We start from the raw sequence: 21,056 nt of genomic DNA on the forward strand, positions 1-21,056 counted from the left end.
CTACATCGGCGGGCCTTTATTGTTTTGTATAGTGAAGTCGGTCAGATCACGTGTTCGGCGGGCGGGTTTTGTACCCTGAACAATCGCCCGCGTTCAGCGATCAGAACGCAGCCGAGCGCCACAAATCCGAGCACGCAATAGCCGGTTGCAACCGGCGTCGTGGTGCCGTCGAAGGCCTGACCGATAACCGCGCCCAACGCCGCACCGATCACCGTTTGCGCAAAGCCCAGAACGGAGGAGGCCGTGCCTGCGACTTCGCCGAGCGGCTCCATCGCCAGCGCGTTGAAGTTGGCGGTCACGAGGCTGAACGAGAACATGATGGTCATGTAGATCGCCATCAGGAGCGGGAAGGGCACAGGTCCTTCCATCGTGACCGAAAGGACCATCCACAACAGGCTGAAACCGGTGAAGACCAGCAGCATCGACTGCGAAATGCGGCGCATGCCGAAGCGGCCGACAAGGCGCGAATTCATGAACGAGGCAAGTGCCAGCGTCATGGCAACGGCTGCGAAAGCCAGCGGAAACAGCGCGCCAAGCTCATAAATGCCGACGAAAATCTGCTGGGCCGAGTTGATATAGCCGAACAGCGCGCCGAGAATGAACGAGGTGCCGAGCATATAGAACAGGGCGACGCGGTTCGACAGAACGATCCCGAAGCCGCCGATGACGCTCCTGACCGTCAGCGGACGCCGGTTGGATGCGGGAAGGGTCTCAGGCAGGCGAAAGAAGGCCCACATGCCGACGATAAGCGCCATCAGCGCCATCGACAGGAAGATCAGGTGCCATTCGCCGAGCAGCATGATGAGCTGGCCTGTTGCAGGCGCGACGACGGGCAGGATCATGAAAACCATCATGACGAGCGACATGACTTCCGCCATCTGGCGGCCGGCGAACTTGTCGCGGACCACCGAGACCGCGATCACGCGCGTACCGGCTGCGCCAAGGCCCTGAAGGACGCGCAGGACGATCAGCGTCGTGAAGTCGGTGACGACAGCCGACGTCAACGCGGCGAGAATGTAGATGACAAGCCCGCCGAACAGCGGCAGCCTGCGGCCGAAGCGGTCGCTCAACGGTCCGTAGAACAGCTGCGAAACGCCGAAGCCGAGCAGATAGGCGGTAATGACGAACTGGACGTGGTTTTCCGACTGCACGCCAAGGCTTGCGCCAATCTGCGGCAGGCCGGGCAGCATGATGTCGACCGCCAGCGCATTGATGGCCATGATGGCTGCGATGAGCGCGATGAATTCGCCGCGTCCGCGCATGGAGGTTTTCTGGTCCGGCGAACCGTTCTTGATGTCGAGCGGCATGACTGGCATTCCCTGGCAAAGTAGCGCATCGCGTCGGGGGACACGATACGAAAGACAAAATTTAGAAAGCAGAAGCAGACAGACGGAAATCCGTCGTTGAACATCTAGCAAAATGCAAAAGGCGCCGTGGAACGGCGCCTTCGGAAAAGGTGAGGCTGAAGCCGTATAACCGGCAATTAATCCTCAAGCCGCCTTGGTGGCAATACCTTTATCGGTAAAAAGTGCCTGCAATTCGTTCGATTGGAACATTTCACGCACGATATCGCAGCCGCCGACGAATTCGCCCTTCACATAAAGCTGAGGGATGGTTGGCCAGCTCGAATATTCCTTGATGCCCTGACGCAGTTCGTCCGAGGACAGAACGTTGACGCCCTTGTACTCAACACCGAGATAGTCGAGGATCTGGACGACCTGACCGGAGAAACCGCACTGCGGGAAACCCGGCGTGCCCTTCATGAAAAGCACGACGTCGTTGGTCTTCACTTCATTGTTGATGAAATCGTTGATGCCGGTCATTTGCGGTCCTTTCCAAGCATAACCCCGAAAAGTTGCCTGACTTTCCGGACAGGATCATGCGCTAAACAAATACGCCGAGGCAAATTCCGGCGTAAACTGGGAGGTCTTCCCGAATATAGTCGCTTTGAATGCTGGTAACCACCCGGTTCGGGCGAAAGCAAGTCAAATGCGCGAGAATTCCGTCTCCGGGGGAGCTGCATCTTGCCGCAGCAGGGCTTGCTCCCCCCGAAACGGCCGTCCGTTATTCCGGTACGCTTGTCTGCAAGGCGAGTGCATGCAGCACGCCGCCCATATTGCCCTTCAGCGCGTCATAGACCATCTGGTGCTGCTGCACGCGGGACTTGCCGCGGAAACTCTCCGCGACGACCTCGGCGGCATAATGGTCTCCGTCTCCGGCAAGGTCGCGGATCGTCACCTTTGCGTCGGGAATCCCCTCGCGTATCAGTTTTTCGATCTCATGTGCGTCCATAGCCATGCAAAATCTCCTGCCGTTTCCGGCCTTTTCTTATCGTTCGGTCGAATCGTAACGCACCATCGTGGAACGTCAACAACCATCTGTCTAACGCTTAAATCAAAGACAAGCAAACCGCCCGGACAGGGTTTCCATCCGGGCGGCAAAAGGTATCGACGATGCGGACCGAGGTCAGTTATCGGTTGCAGGCTCGCCGCTCATGAAGGCCGGGAACCAGCCTTCAAAAGCATCGGTCAGATCGACAACGCTGACATCGACCAGATCGCCGATCTTCAGGCGGTCGCCGCCGACAGTGCCGAGCACGCGGAACGGAACCCCAGCGCCTTCGGCATTGAGGGCGATGAGCTTTGCCATTTCAGCCGTGGCCGCGACGACATAACGCGCCTGATCTTCACCGAAAAGTGCGGCATGAGGCAGGCCGTCTCCGGCATCGATCACGGCGCCCTTGCCGGACTTGATTGCCATTTCCGCAACGGCAATCGCCAGGCCGCCATCGGAAAGGTCGTGACAGGCCGTGACCTGACCGTTGCGGATGGCTGAGCGGACAAATTCGCCATTGCGCTTTTCAAGCGCAAGATCGACCGTCGGGGCAGGACCATCGGCGCGGTCGAACAGATCGCGCAGATAAACCGACTGGCCGAGATGGGTGCCGTCGCCGCCAAGCAGCACCAGCGTGTCGCCATCCTGCATGCCGCCGATCTTCGCCATTTGCGACCAATCCGGGATGAGCCCCACACCGGCAATGGTCGGCGTCGGCAGAATGGCCTGACCGTTGGTCTCGTTGTAGAGCGAGACATTGCCGGAAACGATCGGGAAATCCAGCGCGCGGCAGGCTTCGCCGATGCCTTCGATGGCCTTGACGAGCTGGCCCATGATTTCCGGCTTTTCCGGATTGCCGAAGTTCAGATTGTCGGTCGATGCCAGCGGCTCGGCACCGGTCGCGGTGATGTTGCGCCAGCATTCGGCAACCGCCTGCTTGCCGCCTTCAAACGGATCGGCTTCGCAATAACGCGGCGTCACGTCGGAAGAGAAGGCGAGAGCCTTGGCGTCGTGGCCTTCCACGCGGATCACACCCGCGTCACCGCCCGGAACCTGCAGCGAGTTGCCCTGAATGAGCGTGTCGTACTGTTCGTAGACCCAGCGACGCGACGACAGGTCGGGCGAGCCGATAAGCTTGAGAAGGGCCGCGGAATAATCTTCCACCTGTGGCACATTGCTGGCAGGAAGCGGCGCGTGCTTGCCGGGTTCCATCCACGGACGATCATATTCCGGCGCTTCGTCGCCAAGATCCTTGATCGGCAGGTTGGCGACTTCCTCCCCCTGATGGATGACGCGGAAACGCAGATCGTCGGTCGTCTTGCCGACGATGGCGAAATCGAGGCCCCATTTGCGGAAAATGGCCTGCGCTTCAGCTTCCTTTTCCGGCTTCAGAACCATGAGCATGCGCTCCTGGCTTTCCGAAAGCATCATTTCATAGGCCGTCATGTTCTCTTCACGGACAGGAACATGATCGAGGATGAGTTCGATGCCGAGGTCGCCCTTGGCGCCCATTTCGACGGCGGAGCAGGTGAGGCCCGCCGCGCCCATGTCCTGGATCGCGATCACTGCGCCGGAAGCCATCAGTTCAAGGCAGGCTTCAAGCAGACATTTTTCGGTGAAGGGATCGCCAACCTGAACGGTCGGGCGCTTTTCTTCGATCGACTCGTCGAATTCAGCCGATGCCATCGTCGCGCCGCCGACGCCGTCGCGGCCCGTCTTCGCGCCGAGATAAACGACCGGCAGGCCGACGCCTTCCGCCTTGGAATAGAAAATGCCATCGGTTCTGGCGAGACCCGCCGCGAAAGCATTGACGAGGATATTGCCGTTATAGCGCTTGTCGAAATTCACTTCGCCGCCGACGGTCGGCACGCCGAAGGAATTGCCATAGCCGCCGACGCCGGAAACGACGCCCGAAACGAGGTGACGGGTCTTTGGATGATCCGGTTCGCCGAAGCGCAGCGCATTCATCGCCGCAACGGGACGCGCACCCATGGTGAAGACATCGCGCAGGATGCCGCCGACACCGGTCGCCGCACCCTGATAGGGTTCGATATAGGAGGGGTGATTGTGGCTTTCCATCTTGAAGACGATGCAATCGCCATCGCCAATATCCACGACGCCCGCATTTTCGCCCGGCCCCTGAATGACGCGCGGTCCACTGGTTGGCAGGGTGCGCAGCCATTTCTTGGACGACTTGTAGGAGCAATGCTCGTTCCACATGGCCGAGAAAATCCCCAGCTCTGTGAAGGTGGGCTCGCGTCCGATCAGACCGAGAATGCGCTGATACTCGTCCGGCTTAAGACCATGCGCTTCGATCAATTCAGGCGTGATGTCTCGCGTATTGGAAATAGTCATGGAAATGGGGAACCCCGTCGCAGGCTGCGGTACCCGAAAACCTTCTGCCGAAGGCTGGATACCTAAGGTTTCAAGGCGCCTCTTTAACCTAAGTTTCCATGAAGTGCGACAGGAAAATGCCGCTTTCCCGGCCTCAATCGTACATCAGTAACGATAAAGAGAGGCCGGGCGCTTCAGACACTCCCTTCATATCCGGCCTGTTCGTTTTCGAGCAGGCGACGGAGCGTCAGGAAACAGTTTTCAACGACATTGCGATCGGAGGGGGAGGAGAAGGCGACGCGGACCCTGTGATAAATCTGGTCGACGCGTCCGGCCTTGAACTCGTCCTCGTCGTCGATCAGGATTCCGCTTTCATAGGCCGCCGCCTTGAACGTTCCCGAAAGCCAGGGCTCGGGCAGACCCATCCACAGGAACGGAACGGATGGTTTCGATACGAAGTCGAACCCGTCGAAGATTCTGCGGGCCATTTCTTCGCGAATGACTGTTTCCTCGCGGCATTTGCGGTGAATGGCGTCTGCCTCGCCGGAAAGTACAAGCTGCGCGCCGGTTTCGGCGAGCAGGAAGGCTGCGCCGCCCGTGACCATCTTGTGCGTCACCTTCACGCGCTGCGCGCAATGGGCAGGGCAGGCGACCCAGCCGCTGCGTATCCCTGCCGCTACGGCTTTCGACAGGCCGGAAACGACGAATGTGCGTTCCGGCGCAAAACTCGCCAAGGGTGGAATCTGGCTGTCGCACATGACGCCGTAGATATCGTCTTCGATGAGCCAGACATTGTAACGCCGTGCAATGTCGGCAATGGCGCGGCGCCGTTCTTCCGGCATGACCGACAATGTGGGATTATGCAGCGTCGGCATCAGGAAGGCGAGGGTCGGGTGCTGCTGACGGCAGGCGCGTTCGAATTCTTCCGGAATGAGACCATATTCATCCAGACCGGCCTGAATGGTGCGCCGCCCGAGAAGGCGAACGGAACGGCTGATCTGCGCGTAAGTCAGGTTTTCAAACAGGATGCGGTCGCCGGGATTGGTGAAGGCCGTGATGATGGCAATGCTCGCAGCCTGCGCGCCGTTGGTGACGACGATACTGTCGAGGTCTGGCCGCCAGTCGGTCCGCGAAAGCCATCTTTGCCCGGCTTCCAGCCAGTGCTGCGGGAAATAGCGTGAATAGCTCGCTATATCCTGCGGAAAATCCCGATGAATGTCGGCATTTATCCGGGCCAGAACTTCGTGCTGGCCAACATCCGGCGCCGCCGTCGTGTCGAAGCGGATTTTACCGGACGGGACATCGGCGGGTTTGGTTCCGGCAATGCCTGAAGCGGTCAGCGCATTGTCGGCAGGTTCTTCACCGAGCACATAGGTTCCCCGACCGACTTCGCCTGTGACAAGGCCGCGCTCGTGGGCCAGGGCATAGGCGCGGCCGATTGTGCCGATTGTTACCTTGAGATCGAACGCGAGATTGCGCTGCGGCGGAAGCTTTGCGCCCGCGGGCAGTCCACCATTTCCGATTGCCTCTTCGATGGCATCGGCAAGTTGCAGGTAAAACGGGCCGGACTTGCCGGAAAGGTCTGGAATCCAATTTGTCATGGTGACAACTTATAAATTGTACCTATTGCCAAGTCAATTATAGAGTCAATTCATCGCTGCCGGTGAATTGTAAATAGGCGGCGATCAAACGAACTGCTTGGAGCATCGTGTGCCCGTTCGCGTGGTTGAAGAGCGCTCCGACCAGTTGAATCCGGGCATCGTTCCGCTGGAAGTCGACTTCGATTTTCAGGTCGATGCCGTAGCAGCACTGGGCTCCCAACCGGCTCTGCTTATGAGGAATGGACCGAGACAATGTTTTACTTCAGGCCGCAGACCGAGACAATAGATACAATTCTTCCTGTACCCGTGGCTGATACGGCGGCGGATTTGCCGAAAGGATTGCAAGCGCATCTGGCAACGGCCTCGCAACCGCGAGGCAGATATCTACGGCAGGTTTTGAATTGGCTGTCTTATCGAATGATGCTGCGGCGCACCCGGATTGCTTTGGACGAACTGACAGATGCGCAGTTGCGCGACATTGGACTGCGGCGCGGTGAAGCCGAGCGCGAAGCGCGGAAGGTGCGTTTTCACTTGCGTTGAAATGTGTCGCGGAAAGCCGGTTCCGGCGTTTCCGCGACACATCTGGTTGTTACTGGCAGCCGCTCTGGCCCGAAGCCCAGCGGTTGACGTCGGCGGCGATACGTCCGCCATGGCTTTCACCCATCATGGGGCCGAAAGTCTCGACGCGAGCCGGATTTCCCTGCGCCTGCACGACCAGCAGCGGACGAGACGCCGGGTTGCGGGCCGGCACCACCAGAATGCGCGGACGTCCGGTGAAGGAATTCAGTTCCGGTGCAAGCGAGTATCCGCGGAAATCCTTGTCCTTGGATTTGAACCAGCAGCTATTCGCGGCCAGCGCAATGCGCTCCATGGTAGGTAATGCAGCCTTGCTGGCATCGACGGCAACAGGCCGCGTCGGCTTGCTGGAGGTGCAGGCTGCAAGCAATGCAATGGCCGGGAGGGCCAGAAGAGCGAAAGTCTTGGTCTTCAAGGAGAGGCTCCGAAAGGGCGTGCCTTTGAAAAGCACGCTGGGGGTGAGGTAGATCGGCAGAATCAGGCGAGTTGCGGCATGAAGGACTTCAGTCCGTCGCTCATCTCGTTCCAGATGCGTTCAAAGACCGGGTGCTGTTTTGCCTTGGCCGCATATGCATCGAATTTCGGGAACGCGTCCAGCAAATCCGCTTTGCCGGATAGCTTCTTCAACGGTTCCATCAGAAAACGCACGGGCAGCAGCCAGCAATCCGCAAGCGTAGGTTCGTCTCCGGCGGCGAAAGCCTTGTCCGAGAGGCGGCTTTCGACCACTTTCAGTCCGGTATGCATCTTGTCGAACAGGCGCTCGATGCTTGCATCGTCACGCTCGGGTTTGCTCGACAGGATGAAGAGCTTCATCGTCGGTCCGAGCACGTCGAGTTCCGTCACGCGCGCCAGCAGGCGGATGAGCGCGCGCTCGCGCGGCGTGCCGGGCAATACGGGTGTTTCAGGAAAATGATCTTCCAGATATTCCGCGATGACGGCGGCTTCAAACAGCGTTTCTCCCGAACTGGTGATCAGCACCGGTATGCGGCGGAGCGGCGTGACATTGCCGAAATCGGCCGGAAACGGATAGGGCAGGTTCATCGGCTTGAAAGGCAGGTCCTTCAGGTAGAGGACGCCGCGCACGAAAGATGAGTAGGGGGAGAGAGGCCTGGAATAAAGCTGCATGAATGAATTCCCCTGATTCTTTATCGCTAAAATCTGTGAGGCATTTCCAGCAAAAATATGGACGATTTGTGCCGGGAAAAATGCACGGACAAAAATGAGGAGACCCCGACGGTTTGTCTCTTGTCAAAGTCCTCCCGGAGCCAAGCTGCCACGAAAACCGGCGCTTTGCCAGTGCAGTTTTGAGGCGAGGCAAGCGCAACAAAAAAGGCGGCTCGATGGGAGCCGCCTTTTCCGTTTATCTGTCTGCCAGCTTAGGCCGCGACGCCGAGTGCGCCTGCAAAAAGCGCCCGGCCATCGTCGCCGCCATGGGCTGCTTCGATCAGGTTTTCCGGGTGCGGCATCATGCCGAGCACATTGCCGCGTGCATTGACGATGCCTGCAATGTCGTTGACCGATCCGTTCGGATTGGTGCCTTCGGCATAGCGGAACACGACCTGGCCTTCGCCTTCGATGCGCTTCAGCGTTTCGGGATCGGCGAAATAATTGCCGTCATGATGCGCGACCGGGCAGCGGATGATCTGGCCCGGCTGGTAGCCGCGCGTGAACGAGGTGTTGGCGTTGGTCACTTCGAGCTTCACTTCGCGGCAGACGAATTTCAGCGAGGCATTGCGCATCAGCGCGCCCGGCAGAAGTCCGGCTTCGACGAGGATCTGGAAGCCGTTGCACACGCCCATGACCATCACGCCCTTTTCGGCCTTCTCGCGCACGGCCTGCATGACCGGCATGCGGGCGGCAATGGCGCCGCAACGCAGATAGTCGCCATAAGAGAAGCCGCCGGGTATGAGGATCAGGTCCACATCGTCGGGGATGCTGGTGTCAGTCTGCCAGACGGTCACCGGAGCCTGTCCGGTGATCTTGGTCAGCGCCGCGATCATGTCGCGATCGCGATTGAGACCGGGAAGGAGAATGACTGCGGATTTCATGGCGACTGCTTCCTTGTTGGGCTCAGGCGATGGCGATGGAATAATCTTCAATCACGGTGTTGGCGAGCAGCTTCTCGCACATGGCTTTCAGGTCTGCTTCGACCTTGGCCTTGTCCGAGCCTTCCAGTTCCAGATCGAACACCTTGCCCTGACGGGCCGAATTGACGCCGTCGAAACCGAGGCTGCCGAGCGCGCCGACGATTGCCTTGCCCTGCGGGTCGAGAACGCCGTTTTTCAGTGTAACGGTGACGCGTGCCTTGATCACTCTGTAGTTCCTGCAATTTTAGAACGAATGAAACAGCCCGGAAGGCTTGTCTGGCTCGATCCCGAAAACCGCTTCCACTTTTCGGGACCAGGCCCTTCCGGGCTGGGCGGATGATTACTTCACAAGCGTGGGGCCGGACGGACGCGGCGTGTCGTTCTCGTTCATGATGCCGAGACGGCGCGCAACTTCCTGATAGGCCTCGACCAGACCGCCCATATCGCGACGGAAACGGTCCTTGTCGAGCTTGTCATTGGTGGTGATGTCCCAAAGACGCGCAGAGTCCGGCGAAATTTCGTCGGCGACGACGATGCGCATCATGTCGCCTTCCCACAGGCGTCCGCATTCCATCTTGAAATCGACAAGCTGGATGCCGATGCCGAGGAACAGGCCGGTGAGGAAGTCGTTGACGCGGATGGCAAGCGCCATGATGTCGTCGATTTCCTGCGGGCTTGCCCAGCCGAAAGCCGTGATATGCTCTTCGGTGACCATCGGATCGTCGAGCGCATCGGCCTTGTAGTAGAACTCGATGATCGAGCGCGGCAGGATGGTGCCTTCTTCCAGGCCAAGGCGCTTGGCGAGCGAACCGGCTGCAACGTTGCGCACGACCACTTCAAGCGGAATGATTTCCACTTCCTTGATCAGCTGCTCACGCATGTTGAGGCGGCGGATGAAGTGCGTCGGAATGCCGATGCGGTTGAGCTGGGTGAAAATATGCTCGGAAATGCGGTTGTTCAGCACGCCTTTCCCGTCGATGACTTCATGCTTCTTTGCATTGAAGGCAGTTGCATCATCTTTGAAGAATTGGACAAGCGTACCGGGTTCAGGGCCTTCATAAAGAATCTTGGCCTTGCCCTCGTAAATACGGCGGCGACGGTTCATGGCTTTTCTCGGATTTCCATATTTATGGTGATCGGCTCTAAGCCGCTATTCTCGCGGGCTACCTATAGCAATTGTGGGCTTTTAACAATCCTGCTTTGTGCCCGTTCCCCCGTTTTCGGCGTTTCTGACGCAAGTTTATGTATGAGTCGCAAGAAAGTGGTCTTTAAGCCCTTGTATAATCTTGCGCCCCTTGCCAGCTTTAGGCAAGAGAACGGATGACGATCTCTTCTAACTTGTAAGTCTGGGAGCTTTATGAATGACCACTGGCATGGATGATCGCCGCGACGCTTTTGAAAAGAAATTCGCGCTTGATGCGGAACTGCGCTTCAAGGCGGAGGCACGCCGCAACAAGCTTCTGGGACTCTGGGCCGCAGACCAGCTTGGCAAGAAGGATGCGGAGGCGGAAGCCTATGCCAAGGAAGTCGTTGCCGCCGACTTCGAGGAAGCTGGCGACGAGGATGTTTTCCGCAAGATCCGCGCCGATCTCGATGCTGCGGGCGTGAGCGTTGCAGACGAGGTCATCCGCGAGAAGATGTTTGCTTTCCTCGAAGAGGCAATCCGCCAGGTAAAGCAGGATTGATGCAGGTTTCGGGGCGCAAGGGCAGCTAGTGGTTTGATTGCGGACGAGTATCGAACGTAAAATTCAATCCACCAGCACTTCCGCCCCGATGCTTTGAAATGAAGGAAATTCGAATGTCGTTGTCTTCGCGCCTTCGCGCCGGGGAAACAGTGCTCTCCGCATGGTCCTCGCTTCCTGAACCCCTGACGGTCGAAATTCTCGCCCATAGCGCTTTCGATGCCGTAACGCTCGACATGCAACATGGCGGCCACGATGAGGCGAGCGTGCTTCGCTCGCTGGGCCTTATCCTGAATGCCGGCAAGCCCCCCGTCGTGCGCGTTCCCGTCGGCCGTTTCGACATGGCAAGCCGTGCGCTTGATTTCGGCGCGCAGGCGGTCATCGCTCCGATGATCAATTCCGTCGAGGATGCCCGCCGGTTTGCAGCCGCCATGAAATATCCGCCGGTGGGCGAGCGCTCATGGGGCGTGTTCAGGGCCAATGCGGATTACGGCACGCCGGGTTCCAACGATTATCTGACGACCGCAAATCACGACACGCTCGCCTTCGCGATGATCGAGACGCGGGACGCCTATGATGCGCTCGATGCCATCCTCGACGTTCGCGGCATCGACGGCGTTTTCGTCGGCCCTGCGGATTTCTCCATAGCATGGAGCAACGGACGCGAGGCCAACCCGAATTCCGATGCGATTGTGGAGCCGATCGGCAACATTGCGCGCAAGGCAATTGCGGCTGGCAAGATTGCAGGCATCTATTCGCCGACCGCGGAATTCGCGCGGCGTTACATTCCGCTTGGCTTCCGCTTCCTGACGCTCAGCAATGATGGCGGTTACATCCGGCTGGCAGCCGAAACGCTGACGAAAGCGGTCCGCGATTAAGTCCGTTGCAAGGTATTGAACAAGAAAAGGCGGGCTCGTGACCCGCCTTTTCTTTTGCTTATGGTAGACCCGCCGGAATGTTTGGGCCCAAACAATTGCAACTGGCAGCCCGCTGGACGGATCGATAAGTTGGTTGAACTACTTCACTTTCACTACCCACGCGATTTCATCACAAATATCTCTTAGCCGAACGCTCGTTCGAGGGGTGTGCATGTCTGAACTTGATGACCTTCTCCGTCAGAAAGCGGAAATTGAAGCGCGAATTCTGGAAGTTAAAAGCCAGGATATAGAACGGAAGAAACTTGACTTTGCGATCCTCGCCTACGAGTTGAGGGAGTTGAACGCTCTCCCAAAATCTGTCGCGGATGCTTTTACCGACAAAGCCAACACCTTCAACTCCTTCCGCGTAATGAAGGTGAAGAAAAAATAGCCTGTCGGTTTGTGCAATGGACTTAAGATATCTATCGCGAAATGCAGATTCGGCGGAGCGTATACGCTCAAGGATACTCCGTTCCGGGTTCACGATCAGCGGGCATCGATTATGGACTGATGACGAAGACCGGGTATGTCGGTTTTTCTATCCCGATTATTTTGCGATTTGCCAAGTTCTGGATACCCGATCAAGAAAAGCAATACAGGCACGCTGCCAGAAACTGGGGCTTGTTCCCAAGAAGTTGTGTTGGGGATGGTCAGCGAAACAAAAACTGCGGAGATTTTATCCAGAAGCGACCAAGGAGGAAATATGCAGCGCCTTTCCCGGCGTCGAGTGGGGGAAAATTCAGGCCGCGGCCCGTTACTATAGTTACCGGCGCAAGAAAAAACCTTACAAAATCACGGGAGTCCTCTCACTCGATCAGTGTAGGAGCCGCTGCTACGAAATGAACTGGATTATGCGGGATTTGGATGATGAAGCCGGTACCGGGCGATATTTCCAAACACGCGGTTATCGTTGTGACTATCCTAACTTCAAGGCTATCAGCCGAGCAGTGCGAGCCTTGGGTGGGCGATTGGAAGTACGATGGGAGGAATGGTAGCAGACCCTACCATTCCGTTTCTTCTCAGATCAATGATGCTTGGGCGCCTGTAGCTGCGTCATGAACTCGGCGAACACCATCGAACCTTCCGGCCAGGGTCCATGCCCGGATTCCGAATTGATGTGTCCGGCTTCACCTGCATCGATGAGCATAGCGCCCCAATCCTTCACCACGTCCTCCGCAGCCTCGAAGCTGGAGAAGGGATCGTTGCGGCTGACGACGGTAATCGTCGGGAAAGGCAGGCGCTCGCGCGGATAGGGGCCAAACGTCATCAGGTGCTTGGGCCTGATCCTGTCGTTGGAAACATCCGGAGGCGCCACGAAAAAGGCTCCCGCGACCTTGTGCTGAATATGCGGCACGGCATGAACGGCTGTTGCAACGCCGAGCGAGTGCGCGACCAGAACGATTGGACGGGTGGCCGCATTGGCAGCCTTGACGACTTCGCCGATCCAGTCTTCGCGAACAGGTTTCGACCACTCCGCCTGCTGCACACGCCGCGCCGTGGAGAGTTTATTCTCCCAGCGGGTCTGCCAGTGGTCGGGGCCGGAATTGGTATAGCCGGGGATGATGAGGATATCTGCGTCTTTGACTTTCATGGCCTCCCATTTAGAGAGGCTTGCTCACTTCTTCAAGCGGTGCTTGCGGTATGCCCGGTCTGGAAGGCATGCGAATGATGAACAGCCTGTTCGCTGATCGCGATCTTGTGAAACATGTCGCAAATGGTGATGTTTAGGCAAGATTTGAAACGCGACGGAGATAACGACATGGCAATCAGCAGACGCAAGATGCTCGGCGCAGCCGGGACTGCTGTCATGGCCAACATTCTTCCTGTCCGCGCAGAAATGCCGTCGAAGGAGAGCGATATGACACAGAATTTGAAAGCGGCGGCAGCCGAAACCGGGCGTCCTGTCGCTCCGCTTCCTTTCGCGATGACCACGCCAATGCGAGTGGCGCGCGTCGGCCTCAAGGCGCGCGACGCCGAAACGCTGGCTGAATATTACCGTGATGTGGTGGGCTTGCGCGAGATGACCCGCCGTGGCGCGTCGATCGTTCTCGGCGCGGGCGACCGCGAACTGATGGAAATCGAGCAGTTTTCAGCAGCCCGTCCGGACGATCCGCGCAGTGCCGGTCTCTATCACACCGCATTCCTGCTGCCGACCCGTGGCGATCTGGCGCGCTGGTCGCGCCGCGCCATCGACAAGCAATTGCCGGTCAGCGGGGCGTCGGACCATAAGGTGAGCGAAGCGATCTATCTGACCGACCCCGAAGGCAACGGCATCGAAATCTATTCGGACCGTCCCAACAGCCAGTGGCAGTGGAATGGTGATCGTGTGGCCATGAGCACCGATCCGCTGGATGTCGGCAATCTGCTCGATGTCATCAAGCAGGAAGGCGGAGAATGGACCTTTGCGCCGCAGAACACGGTCGTCGGCCATGTTCACCTGCGCGTTGGTAATGCCCATGAAGCCGAAACCTTCTGGCACAATGAACTCGGCCTCGAAACCGTCCAGACCTATGGTGACCGGGCAGTCTTCATGTCCACCGGGCGCTACCATCACCATATCGCGGCCAATGCCTGGCAGAGTGCCGGTGCTGGCAAGCGCGACGAGGATCGCACCGGCCTCGCTTGGGTGGAGCTGGAAGATACGCGCGGTGGTAATGACAGCACGTTCGTCGATCCTTGGGGCAATGTGGTCAACACGATCAAGACCAAGGCCTAACCAGCGATCGTCAGAATGTAAAAAAAGCCCTATGTTTTCATAAACGTGGGGCTTTTTGTTGTCTCCGTGCTCTCTCCCTCATCCTGAGGTGCGAAGCGAAGCGAAGCCTCGAAGGACGAGGGCATGCGGAGTGTTTCCCTCAGCCCTTCGAGACGCCGTTTTCAACGGCTCCTAAGGGTGAGGGAGGGGTGGGCAGAGCCACTTCAACCAAAGACGCGCTTGAAAATCGTATCCACATGCTTGGTGTGGTAGCCGAGATCGAACTTTTCGCGGATCTGGTCTTCCGAAAGAGCGGCGCGCACTTCCGTGTCGGCCAGCAGTTCCTCAAGGAAATCGGCGCCCTGTTCCCAGACCTTCATGGCATTGCGCTGCACGAGACGATAGGCATCCTCACGCGACACGCCTGCCTGCGTCAGCGCCAGCAGAACGCGCTGCGAATGCACCAGACCGCGGAACTTGTTCATGTTTTTCAGCATGTTGTCCGGGTAGATCACCAGCTTTTCGATCACGCCGGCCAGACGGTTCAGCGCAAAGTCGAGCGTGATGGTGGTGTCCGGACCGATGGCGCGTTCGACGCTCGAATGCGAAATATCGCGTTCGTGCCAGAGAGCCACGTTTTCCATCGCAGGCGTTACCGACATGCGCACGAGACGGGCAAGGCCGGTCAGGTTCTCGGTCAGAACCGGGTTGCGCTTGTGCGGCATGGCGGACGAACCCTTCTGGCCCGGCGAGAAGAATTCTTCTGCTTCCAGAACTTCGGTGCGCTGCATGTGGCGGATTTCGATGGCGATGTTTTCCATCGACGAGGCGATGACGCCAAGCGTTGCAAAGAACATCGCATGGCGGTCGCGCGGGATGACCTGCGTCGAAACCGGCTCAGCCTCAAGGCCGAGCTTGGCGCAGACATATTCTTCCACACGCGGGTCGATATTGGCGAAAGTGCCGACAGCGCCGGAAATGGCGCCGGTTGCGATTTCCGCACGCGCCGCAACGAGACGGGCGCGGCCGCGCGCCATCTCGGCATAGAAACGCGCAAAGGTGAGGCCCATCGTCGTCGGTTCGGCATGGATGCCATGGCTGCGGCCGATGCGCACCGTGTCCTTGTGCTCGAAAGCACGCTTCTTCAGCGCTTCCAGAACGCGGTCCATGTCGGCGAGCAGCAGGTCGGCAGCGCGCACAAGCTGGACGTTGAGCGTGGTGTCGAGCACGTCCGAGGAGGTCATGCCCTGATGCACGAAACGGCTGTCCGGGCCGATGAATTCGGCCAGATGCGTCAGGAAGGCGATGACGTCATGCTTCGTTACGGCCTCGATCTCATCGATGCGGGCGACGTCGAACTTTGCCACGCTGCCTTTTTCCCAGATCGTCTTTGCCGCATCCTTTGGAATGACGCCCAGTTGCGCGAGCGCCTCGCAGGCATAGGCTTCGATCTCGAACCAGATGCAGAACTTCGTTTCGGGCGACCAGATGGCGACCATTTCAGGCCGGGAATAGCGCGGGATCATGGGTGCATCCTGTAGAAAGAGGGGTGTTTAATTTTTGCGGGCAGCTTCGGCAGCGGCGCGGATCGCCTGGATATTGGCGCGGTAGCTCTCGACCGAATTGCCCTTGTAGACGGCCGAACCGGCCACGAGAATGTTGGCGCCAGCGGCAACGACCGAGCCTGCGGTTTCCGGCGTGATGCCGCCATCCACTTCAATGTCGATAGGGCGGTCGCCGACCATTTCGCGAACGCGCTTGATCTTGTCGAGCATCGGGACGATGAATTTCTGCCCGCCAAAGCCCGGATTGACCGTCATGACGAGGACGAGATCGACATCTTCGATGACATTGGCCAGCGCTTCGGCAGGCGTTGCCGGGTTGAGCGCCAGACCGGCCTTCTTGCCGAGAGCGCGGATCGATTGCAGCGAACGGTGCGTATGCGGCCCGGCTTCGGCGTGAATTGTGATGAGATCGCAACCGGCATCGGCAAAAGGCGCCAGATAGGGATCGCATGGCGCAATCATCAGATGGGCATCGAAGAATGCCTTGGTGCGCGGACGGATCGCCTTCACCACCTGCGGGCCGAAAGTGATGTTGGGCACGAAATGCCCGTCCATGACGTCGATATGCACCCAGTCGGCACCGGCTTCCAGCACGGCGTCGACTTCTTCGCCCAGACGGGCGAAATCGGCGGAAAGGATGGACGGGGCGATGGCGATGGGGCGCATATGTGATCTCCGTAACTTTGGCCAGCCCCTAGCACATGAGGGGCGGGAATCCTATCCCCAGCGCTTGTGGAACCACATCCACTGGCCGGGATATTCGCGCACCCATGTCTCGACGGTATCGTTCATAAGCTGCGCAGTCGCCGCAACATCGATCTCGCCCTTGTCGTCGCGCGGCAGTTCCATGCGTTCATAAAGCTCAAGCCGGTAGCGCCCGCCGGGAAGGCGGATGCAGCGCGCCGGGTAGACGTCGCAATCATATTGCCGTGCAAGCTTGGCCAGAAGCGGGTTGGTCTTTACCGGGCGATTGAAGAAGGTTGAGGGCACGCCACGGCGGAATTTCTGGTCCACCAGCATGCCGACATTGCCGCCTTCATCGAGGATATGCGCAAGCGACCATGCAGCACCGGCTTTCGACGGCACCAGATGGCCCATATTGGTGCGGCGGGCCTTCAGCACCTTGTCGGCGATATAGGGATTGTTCGGCGGGCGGAACAGCGCCGTGACGTTCAGGCCGAAAGTGGCGGCGCAGATGGGCAGCAACTCGAAATTGCCGGTATGGGCGGTGAAGAAGATGTGCGGCTTCTTCTCGTCGCGCAGCCGTTCGAAAATCGGGATGCCTTCCACTTCGACCAGCCCCGGCTTGGTCGCATAGGGATCGAAATCGAAGACCGCGTCGAGGAAGATATATTCCGCGAAAAGGCGCGCCATCGAATCCCACATTTCGCGGGCGATGTCTTCGATTTCCGCGTCGCTTTTCTCTGGATAGGCTGCACGCAGATTATCGGTCGCCACCTTGTGGCGCGGCGTCAGCGGCCCGACCAGACGGGCCACCCTGGCCGAAAAGCTGATCGCTGCCTTCGCCGGGAACAGGCGCAGCAGGCCAAGCAGCAGAAACACGGCCTGTGCCCAGAGCCAGTAGTTGAACTGCTTCAGCTTGCGGGTCCAGCGGAAGAGCAGAAGTTTCAGCTTGAACATCATGGAATTACGGCTCAGTCGATCTCAAGAATGATCTTGCCGAACACGTCGCGGCCTTCCATGCGCTTCAGCGCCGTGTCGATATCGTTGAAGCCGACCACGGTGTCGATGACCGGATGCACGATGCCGCGCGCCATCTTCTGCATCGCATCGGCCATGTTTTCCATGCGGCAGCCGAAGGAACCGAAAATCTTGAGCTGCTGCTGGAAGAGCTGCATGAGGTTCATGTTGGTGGAAACGCCGGAGGTCGAGCCGCAGGTGACGAGACGCGCACCGCGCTTCATGCAGAGCATCGAGCCGGCCCAGGTGTCCGCGCCCACATGCTCGAACACCACATCCACGCCCTTCTTCTTGGTGAGCTTGCGCACCACGCCTTCAAAGCGGTCTTCGCGATAGTTGATGACGTGATCGGCCCCGAGCGCCTTGGCTTTCTCGATCTTGTCGTTGGAGCCGACGGTGGTGATGACCGTGCAGCCCATCTTCTTGGCAAGCTGGATCGCCGCCGTGCCGATGCCGGAACCGCCTGCCTGAACGAGCACGGTTTCGCCCGGCTCAAGCTTGGCATTGTCGAACAGCATGTGTTCGACAGTGCCGAAGGTGACGGGGGCGACGGCAGCGCCGATGGCGTCCACGCCGGGAGGGGCCGGAACGAGCAGGCGGGCAGGCAGGTTCACGGCTTCGCAGGCAAAGCCGTCGAGATGGAAACCATGCACGCCGCCGACATGCTCGCACAGATTGTCACGGCCTTCGCGGCAGGCGCGGCAAAGACCGCAGGTGCGCGCACCATAGATCGACACAAGCTGGCCGGGCAGGAGATTGGAAACGCCGGGGCCGACGGCATCGACGACACCGGAAGCTTCCGCGCCGATGACGAGTGGCATCTTGCGCTTGGCAAACGCCATGCCGCGCCAGCCCCATACATCGATGTGGTTGAGCGCGACGGCCTTGATGCGTACCGTCACCTCGCCGATGCCGGGGGCAGGTGGGGGTGTGATATCGGTGATTTCAAGGCGGCGATCATCAAGAAGCTGCAAGGCGCGCATGGGCTGTTCCTTTCATGGCATGATCCCGGAGAGCTTCCGCCTTCCGGGATCATCAGGAATTTAAGTTCGTTGCCGGACGGATTAATTCGGATTTGCCGCCAAAACAAGGCTCGTATTCTGTCCGCCGAAACCGAACGAGTTGGAAAGCACGGCAGAGACCTCCGCCTGACGCTTCACATTCGGCACGACATCGAGCGGGATAGCCGGGTCCGGATTGTCGTAATTGATGGTCGGCGGCAACGTGCCGGTCTGGATCGTCAGAAGCGAGAAGACGGCTTCGATGGCACCCGCTGCGGTCAGCGTATGGCCGATCATCGACTTGTTGGAAGAAACCGGGATGGAGGCAAGCCTTTCACCGAATACGGTCGAGAGCGCCAGATATTCCATCTTGTCGTTTTCCGGCGTCGAGGTGCCGTGGGCGTTGATATAGGAAATCTGATCTTCGGTCAGGCCCGCATCTGCCAGCGCGGCGCGCACCGTGCCGATGGCAGGCGAGGCGTCCGGCTTGGAGCGTGTGCGATGGAAATCATCGGCCTTTTCGCCGCACCCGGCCAGAATGCCCAGAACCCTGGCGCCCCGCGCAACGGCGCTTTCCAGCGACTCCATGACCAGTGCGCCGGAACCTTCCGACATGGCAAAGCCGTCGCGGTCCTTGGAGAAGGGCTTGGAAGCCTTTTCCGGCCTGTCGTTCTGCGTCGAAAGGGCTGACAGCAGCGAGAAGCGAATGAGCGCTTCGGCAGAGACGGAACCATCGGTCCCGATAGAGAGAACCCGGTCGCTTTCGCCGCGACGAATGGCTTCCACCCCGAGCTGGATCGCAGTCGCGCCCGAGGCACAGGCGGTCGAAAGGGTGATCGGCAGGCCGCGCGTGCCGAAAGCTTCCGACAGGCGTTCGGCGATATAGCCGAACTGGGTCGTGTTGAAGAGTTCGTCCTGACGCGCGCGACGGCAGGCTTCCAGCAGAAGCTGATAGCTTGCCGGGCCTTCATCCTTCACGGTTGCGTCGAGTGCAAAGCGGCTTTTCCAGTCGAGTTCGACCGGGGGCGCCGCCAGGAACAGCGGACCGCCGAAATCCGTCGACGAAAGCCCGGACTGGGCGAGGGCTTCCTCACCGGCGAGCCGGGCCAGCGCTTCGGAAAGCGCCGATGCGCCCACGTCGCTTTCAGGCAGGAAATCAACCGTTCCGGAAAAGCGCGTATTGAGATTGTCGGTCGGAAAGCGGGTGATGGTGTGGATGCCCGATTTGCCGCTGGTCAATGCAGCCCAGTTGTCTTCCTTGCCCTGACCGAGCGAGGAAACCACGCCAGCGCCGGTGATGGCGACAATGGGACGGCCGAGATGGTCTGTATATTTCGTCATCTTATACTCTCACCAGCTTTGCTGCGCCTTCGGCACGCGTTGCGCCGACGATGGTGACAATTGCCTCGCTGACAGGGCCACCGGCGTCCTTTTCGGAGGCATCGAGCGGCGCGAAAGCCTCGCCCTTCCAGACCGAAATGGCTGCAAGCGCCAGCGCCAGCGGGAACTGCGCCTCGCGCAAATGGCCGGTCAGGCCGGAAATGCCGCGATAGGATGCCGAGAGAGCGTCCAGCGCGGTTTTCTCCGCAGCGGTCGCCGCATGGGCTCCGGAAGCACCGGAGACGACATAGGACGGGTTCTTGCCGTCATTGGCGGCAAGCACGAGTTCGCGCACGGCGTTCGCAAGATCGGCATTGTCGCGACGGATCTGCGCGCTTTCAATTCCGGCCACTTCCGCATAGGCGCGGGCGCCGCGCTTTGCGGCATGTTCGGCGTTTTCGAGAACGAGGAAGACGCCACCGGAACCGGAGATCATGCCGCCGCCTGCTGAGCCGTCGCGCTCCCAGAGCGGCGCCCAGCCGTCATGCTTGAGCAGACCGCCAAGCTCATGGCCGAGAATCATGTCGAAATGTTCGGCATTGTACGAACCGCCAACCAGTGCATGGGTGCTCTGGCCGGTGCGGATGCGTGCGGCTGCGGTCTCAATGGCCGAAAGGCCGGAACCTTCCTCGCCCATGAAGGTGCGCGAGGAACCCGTGACCTTGTGCACGATGGAAATATTGCCCGCGAGCAGGTTGGAAAGCTGGGCCAGAAACAGCGTCGGGCGCAGTTCGGTCGAGAGCTTCTCGTTCAGCATGACGCCGCGGTCGTTGCGGACGCGGCCTTCGTCCAGAATCTGCATGTCGACGGTGATGTCGCGTTCGCCGCCACCTGCGCCCACGACCATGTCCATGGTCGCGCAGAGCGCTTCATCGTCCTTCATGCCTGCGTCCTGAAGCGCCAGCCCTGCGGCATAGGTGCCGAGGCGCTGCCAGGTTTCCATCTGGCGCTGGTCGCCGCGCTTTGGAATTTGCAGGCTCCAGTCCACTTCGCCCAACGGGTGAACGGTGTAGGGCGCAAAGGCGTGCTTTTCGAGACGCGGTTCGGAACCGGCCTTCGAGAAAGCGTTCCAATGCGCATCGACCCCTTCGCCGAGCGAGGAGATGATGCCGATGCCTGTGATGACGACTTTATTGTTCTGCATGGGTGCCGTTTGTCCGTCGGTGCTGAGACTGCTCCAGAA

At 59.2% G+C, this 21,056-nt stretch carries 23 protein-coding genes; 5 read left to right on the plus strand and 18 right to left on the minus strand.

What is annotated here, in order from left to right:
- Positions 1-41 precede the first annotated feature (41 nt).
- From ACOWVS_RS04725 to ACOWVS_RS04750, 6 genes are all read right to left on the minus strand, one after another.
- Positions 42-1,307 carry a multidrug effflux MFS transporter gene (locus ACOWVS_RS04725; RefSeq protein WP_075041665.1) on the minus strand — a complete coding sequence of 422 codons (1,266 nt, stop codon included), beginning with the start codon at positions 1,305-1,307 and terminating at the stop codon, positions 42-44.
- 183 nt (positions 1,308-1,490) lie between these two features.
- Positions 1,491-1,823: a Grx4 family monothiol glutaredoxin gene (gene grxD, locus ACOWVS_RS04730; protein WP_006466619.1), complete on the minus strand. Its 333-nt coding sequence runs from the start codon at positions 1,821-1,823 to the stop codon at positions 1,491-1,493.
- Positions 1,824-2,064: 241 nt separating this feature from the next.
- Entirely contained in the window at positions 2,065-2,298 is a 234-nt protein-coding gene (locus tag ACOWVS_RS04735) for a BolA/IbaG family iron-sulfur metabolism protein (RefSeq protein WP_006466620.1), read from the minus strand.
- A 168-nt stretch (positions 2,299-2,466) separates the two neighbouring features.
- Entirely contained in the window at positions 2,467-4,689 is a 2,223-nt protein-coding gene (gene purL, locus ACOWVS_RS04740; protein ID WP_075041666.1) for a phosphoribosylformylglycinamidine synthase subunit PurL, read from the minus strand.
- Between the two features lie 173 nt (positions 4,690-4,862).
- Positions 4,863-6,269, minus strand: a complete 1,407-nt coding sequence (locus ACOWVS_RS04745; RefSeq protein ID WP_075041667.1) for a PLP-dependent aminotransferase family protein — start codon at positions 6,267-6,269, stop codon at positions 4,863-4,865.
- A 37-nt stretch (positions 6,270-6,306) separates the two neighbouring features.
- Positions 6,307-6,522 carry a hypothetical protein gene (locus ACOWVS_RS04750; protein WP_075041668.1) on the minus strand — a complete coding sequence of 72 codons (216 nt, stop codon included), beginning with the start codon at positions 6,520-6,522 and terminating at the stop codon, positions 6,307-6,309.
- Here ACOWVS_RS04750 and ACOWVS_RS04755 point away from each other — a divergent pair.
- Complete coding sequence (locus ACOWVS_RS04755) at positions 6,522-6,809, plus strand: DUF1127 domain-containing protein (RefSeq protein ID WP_021585025.1); 288 nt, start codon at positions 6,522-6,524, stop codon at positions 6,807-6,809. The genes ACOWVS_RS04750 and ACOWVS_RS04755 overlap by 1 nt on opposite strands.
- A gap of 49 nt (positions 6,810-6,858) precedes the next feature.
- Here ACOWVS_RS04755 and ACOWVS_RS04760 read toward each other — a convergent pair whose 3' ends face one another.
- The 5 genes from ACOWVS_RS04760 to purC form a co-directional block, all read right to left on the minus strand.
- Complete coding sequence (locus ACOWVS_RS04760) at positions 6,859-7,260, minus strand: hypothetical protein (protein ID WP_021585026.1); 402 nt, start codon at positions 7,258-7,260, stop codon at positions 6,859-6,861.
- A 62-nt stretch (positions 7,261-7,322) separates the two neighbouring features.
- Complete coding sequence (locus tag ACOWVS_RS04765) at positions 7,323-7,970, minus strand: glutathione S-transferase family protein (protein WP_021585027.1); 648 nt, start codon at positions 7,968-7,970, stop codon at positions 7,323-7,325.
- A gap of 251 nt (positions 7,971-8,221) precedes the next feature.
- On the minus strand, positions 8,222-8,893 hold the full coding sequence (purQ, locus tag ACOWVS_RS04770; protein WP_021585028.1) for a phosphoribosylformylglycinamidine synthase subunit PurQ: 672 nt from the start codon (positions 8,891-8,893) through the stop codon (positions 8,222-8,224).
- Positions 8,894-8,915: 22 nt separating this feature from the next.
- Positions 8,916-9,158 (minus strand): phosphoribosylformylglycinamidine synthase subunit PurS, encoded by a 243-nt coding sequence (gene purS, locus ACOWVS_RS04775; RefSeq protein WP_021585029.1) that lies wholly within the window; start codon positions 9,156-9,158, stop codon positions 8,916-8,918.
- Positions 9,159-9,272: 114 nt separating this feature from the next.
- Positions 9,273-10,037 carry a phosphoribosylaminoimidazolesuccinocarboxamide synthase gene (gene purC, locus ACOWVS_RS04780; protein ID WP_004688254.1) on the minus strand — a complete coding sequence of 255 codons (765 nt, stop codon included), beginning with the start codon at positions 10,035-10,037 and terminating at the stop codon, positions 9,273-9,275.
- Positions 10,038-10,293: 256 nt separating this feature from the next.
- Between purC and ACOWVS_RS04785 the strand changes: the two genes are divergently transcribed.
- The 3 genes from ACOWVS_RS04785 (at position 10,294) to ACOWVS_RS04795 (ending at position 11,922) form a co-directional block, all read left to right on the plus strand.
- Positions 10,294-10,617 carry a DUF1476 domain-containing protein gene (locus ACOWVS_RS04785; protein WP_006466628.1) on the plus strand — a complete coding sequence of 108 codons (324 nt, stop codon included), beginning with the start codon at positions 10,294-10,296 and terminating at the stop codon, positions 10,615-10,617.
- A gap of 107 nt (positions 10,618-10,724) precedes the next feature.
- On the plus strand, positions 10,725-11,492 hold the full coding sequence (locus tag ACOWVS_RS04790; protein ID WP_025091402.1) for an HpcH/HpaI aldolase family protein: 768 nt from the start codon (positions 10,725-10,727) through the stop codon (positions 11,490-11,492).
- Positions 11,493-11,703: 211 nt separating this feature from the next.
- Positions 11,704-11,922, plus strand: coding sequence for a hypothetical protein (locus tag ACOWVS_RS04795; RefSeq protein WP_006471782.1), 219 nt, complete (start codon positions 11,704-11,706; stop codon positions 11,920-11,922).
- Between the two features lie 633 nt (positions 11,923-12,555).
- Here ACOWVS_RS04795 and ACOWVS_RS04800 read toward each other — a convergent pair.
- The gene (locus ACOWVS_RS04800) at positions 12,556-13,122 is read right to left on the minus strand and encodes an alpha/beta hydrolase (protein WP_006466630.1); all 567 of its coding nucleotides are present in this window, start codon (positions 13,120-13,122) and stop codon (positions 12,556-12,558) included.
- Between the two features lie 168 nt (positions 13,123-13,290).
- Between ACOWVS_RS04800 and ACOWVS_RS04805 the strand changes: the two genes are divergently transcribed.
- A complete protein-coding gene (locus ACOWVS_RS04805; RefSeq protein ID WP_021585031.1) occupies positions 13,291-14,247 on the plus strand; it encodes a VOC family protein in 957 nt (318 codons plus the stop codon).
- A 203-nt stretch (positions 14,248-14,450) separates the two neighbouring features.
- Here ACOWVS_RS04805 and purB read toward each other — a convergent pair whose 3' ends face one another.
- The 6 genes from purB to ACOWVS_RS04835 all read right to left on the minus strand — a co-directional run bounded on the left by purB (position 14,451) and on the right by ACOWVS_RS04835 (position 21,017).
- Positions 14,451-15,752: an adenylosuccinate lyase gene (gene purB, locus ACOWVS_RS04810; RefSeq protein ID WP_075041671.1), complete on the minus strand. Its 1,302-nt coding sequence runs from the start codon at positions 15,750-15,752 to the stop codon at positions 14,451-14,453.
- Between the two features lie 27 nt (positions 15,753-15,779).
- Positions 15,780-16,457 (minus strand): ribulose-phosphate 3-epimerase, encoded by a 678-nt coding sequence (gene rpe / locus ACOWVS_RS04815; protein WP_021585032.1) that lies wholly within the window; start codon positions 16,455-16,457, stop codon positions 15,780-15,782.
- A gap of 51 nt (positions 16,458-16,508) precedes the next feature.
- Positions 16,509-17,435 (minus strand): lipid A biosynthesis lauroyl acyltransferase, encoded by a 927-nt coding sequence (locus ACOWVS_RS04820; RefSeq protein ID WP_021585033.1) that lies wholly within the window; start codon positions 17,433-17,435, stop codon positions 16,509-16,511.
- Between the two features lie 11 nt (positions 17,436-17,446).
- Positions 17,447-18,475 (minus strand): zinc-binding dehydrogenase, encoded by a 1,029-nt coding sequence (locus ACOWVS_RS04825; protein ID WP_006471776.1) that lies wholly within the window; start codon positions 18,473-18,475, stop codon positions 17,447-17,449.
- A gap of 81 nt (positions 18,476-18,556) precedes the next feature.
- The gene (locus ACOWVS_RS04830) at positions 18,557-19,834 is read right to left on the minus strand and encodes a beta-ketoacyl-ACP synthase (protein ID WP_021585034.1); all 1,278 of its coding nucleotides are present in this window, start codon (positions 19,832-19,834) and stop codon (positions 18,557-18,559) included.
- Position 19,835: 1 nt separating this feature from the next.
- A complete protein-coding gene (locus ACOWVS_RS04835; protein WP_021585035.1) occupies positions 19,836-21,017 on the minus strand; it encodes a beta-ketoacyl-ACP synthase in 1,182 nt (393 codons plus the stop codon).
- Positions 21,018-21,056: the final 39 nt, after the last annotated feature.

Origin of the sequence: Brucella sp. IR068, assembly GCF_049065885.1 — a bacterium.
Lineage (GTDB): Bacteria > Pseudomonadota > Alphaproteobacteria > Rhizobiales > Rhizobiaceae > Brucella > Brucella intermedia.

What these genes read in the sequence shown, in the direction of transcription:
- ACOWVS_RS04795 (WP_006471782.1), top strand. Translation starts at nt 11,704, where the DNA reads ATGTCTGAACTTGATGACCTTCTCCGTCAGAAAGCGGAAATTGAAGCG.
- ACOWVS_RS04755 (WP_021585025.1), top strand. Translation starts at nt 6,522, where the DNA reads ATGTTTTACTTCAGGCCGCAGACCGAGACAATAGATACAATTCTTCCT.
- ACOWVS_RS04735 (WP_006466620.1), bottom strand. Translation starts at nt 2,298, where the DNA reads ATGGCTATGGACGCACATGAGATCGAAAAACTGATACGCGAGGGGATT.
- ACOWVS_RS04765 (WP_021585027.1), bottom strand. Translation starts at nt 7,970, where the DNA reads ATGCAGCTTTATTCCAGGCCTCTCTCCCCCTACTCATCTTTCGTGCGC.
- ACOWVS_RS04805 (WP_021585031.1), top strand. Translation starts at nt 13,291, where the DNA reads ATGGCAATCAGCAGACGCAAGATGCTCGGCGCAGCCGGGACTGCTGTC.
- purB (WP_075041671.1), bottom strand. Translation starts at nt 15,752, where the DNA reads ATGATCCCGCGCTATTCCCGGCCTGAAATGGTCGCCATCTGGTCGCCC.
- ACOWVS_RS04835 (WP_021585035.1), bottom strand. Translation starts at nt 21,017, where the DNA reads ATGCAGAACAATAAAGTCGTCATCACAGGCATCGGCATCATCTCCTCG.
- ACOWVS_RS04820 (WP_021585033.1), bottom strand. Translation starts at nt 17,435, where the DNA reads ATGATGTTCAAGCTGAAACTTCTGCTCTTCCGCTGGACCCGCAAGCTG.
- grxD (WP_006466619.1), bottom strand. Translation starts at nt 1,823, where the DNA reads ATGACCGGCATCAACGATTTCATCAACAATGAAGTGAAGACCAACGAC.
- purC (WP_004688254.1), bottom strand. Translation starts at nt 10,037, where the DNA reads ATGAACCGTCGCCGCCGTATTTACGAGGGCAAGGCCAAGATTCTTTAT.
- ACOWVS_RS04800 (WP_006466630.1), bottom strand. Translation starts at nt 13,122, where the DNA reads ATGAAAGTCAAAGACGCAGATATCCTCATCATCCCCGGCTATACCAAT.
- ACOWVS_RS04725 (WP_075041665.1), bottom strand. Translation starts at nt 1,307, where the DNA reads ATGCCGCTCGACATCAAGAACGGTTCGCCGGACCAGAAAACCTCCATG.
- ACOWVS_RS04745 (WP_075041667.1), bottom strand. Translation starts at nt 6,269, where the DNA reads ATGACAAATTGGATTCCAGACCTTTCCGGCAAGTCCGGCCCGTTTTAC.
- rpe (WP_021585032.1), bottom strand. Translation starts at nt 16,457, where the DNA reads ATGCGCCCCATCGCCATCGCCCCGTCCATCCTTTCCGCCGATTTCGCC.
- purQ (WP_021585028.1), bottom strand. Translation starts at nt 8,893, where the DNA reads ATGAAATCCGCAGTCATTCTCCTTCCCGGTCTCAATCGCGATCGCGAC.
- ACOWVS_RS04785 (WP_006466628.1), top strand. Translation starts at nt 10,294, where the DNA reads ATGACCACTGGCATGGATGATCGCCGCGACGCTTTTGAAAAGAAATTC.
- ACOWVS_RS04830 (WP_021585034.1), bottom strand. Translation starts at nt 19,834, where the DNA reads ATGACGAAATATACAGACCATCTCGGCCGTCCCATTGTCGCCATCACC.
- ACOWVS_RS04825 (WP_006471776.1), bottom strand. Translation starts at nt 18,475, where the DNA reads ATGCGCGCCTTGCAGCTTCTTGATGATCGCCGCCTTGAAATCACCGAT.
- purL (WP_075041666.1), bottom strand. Translation starts at nt 4,689, where the DNA reads ATGACTATTTCCAATACGCGAGACATCACGCCTGAATTGATCGAAGCG.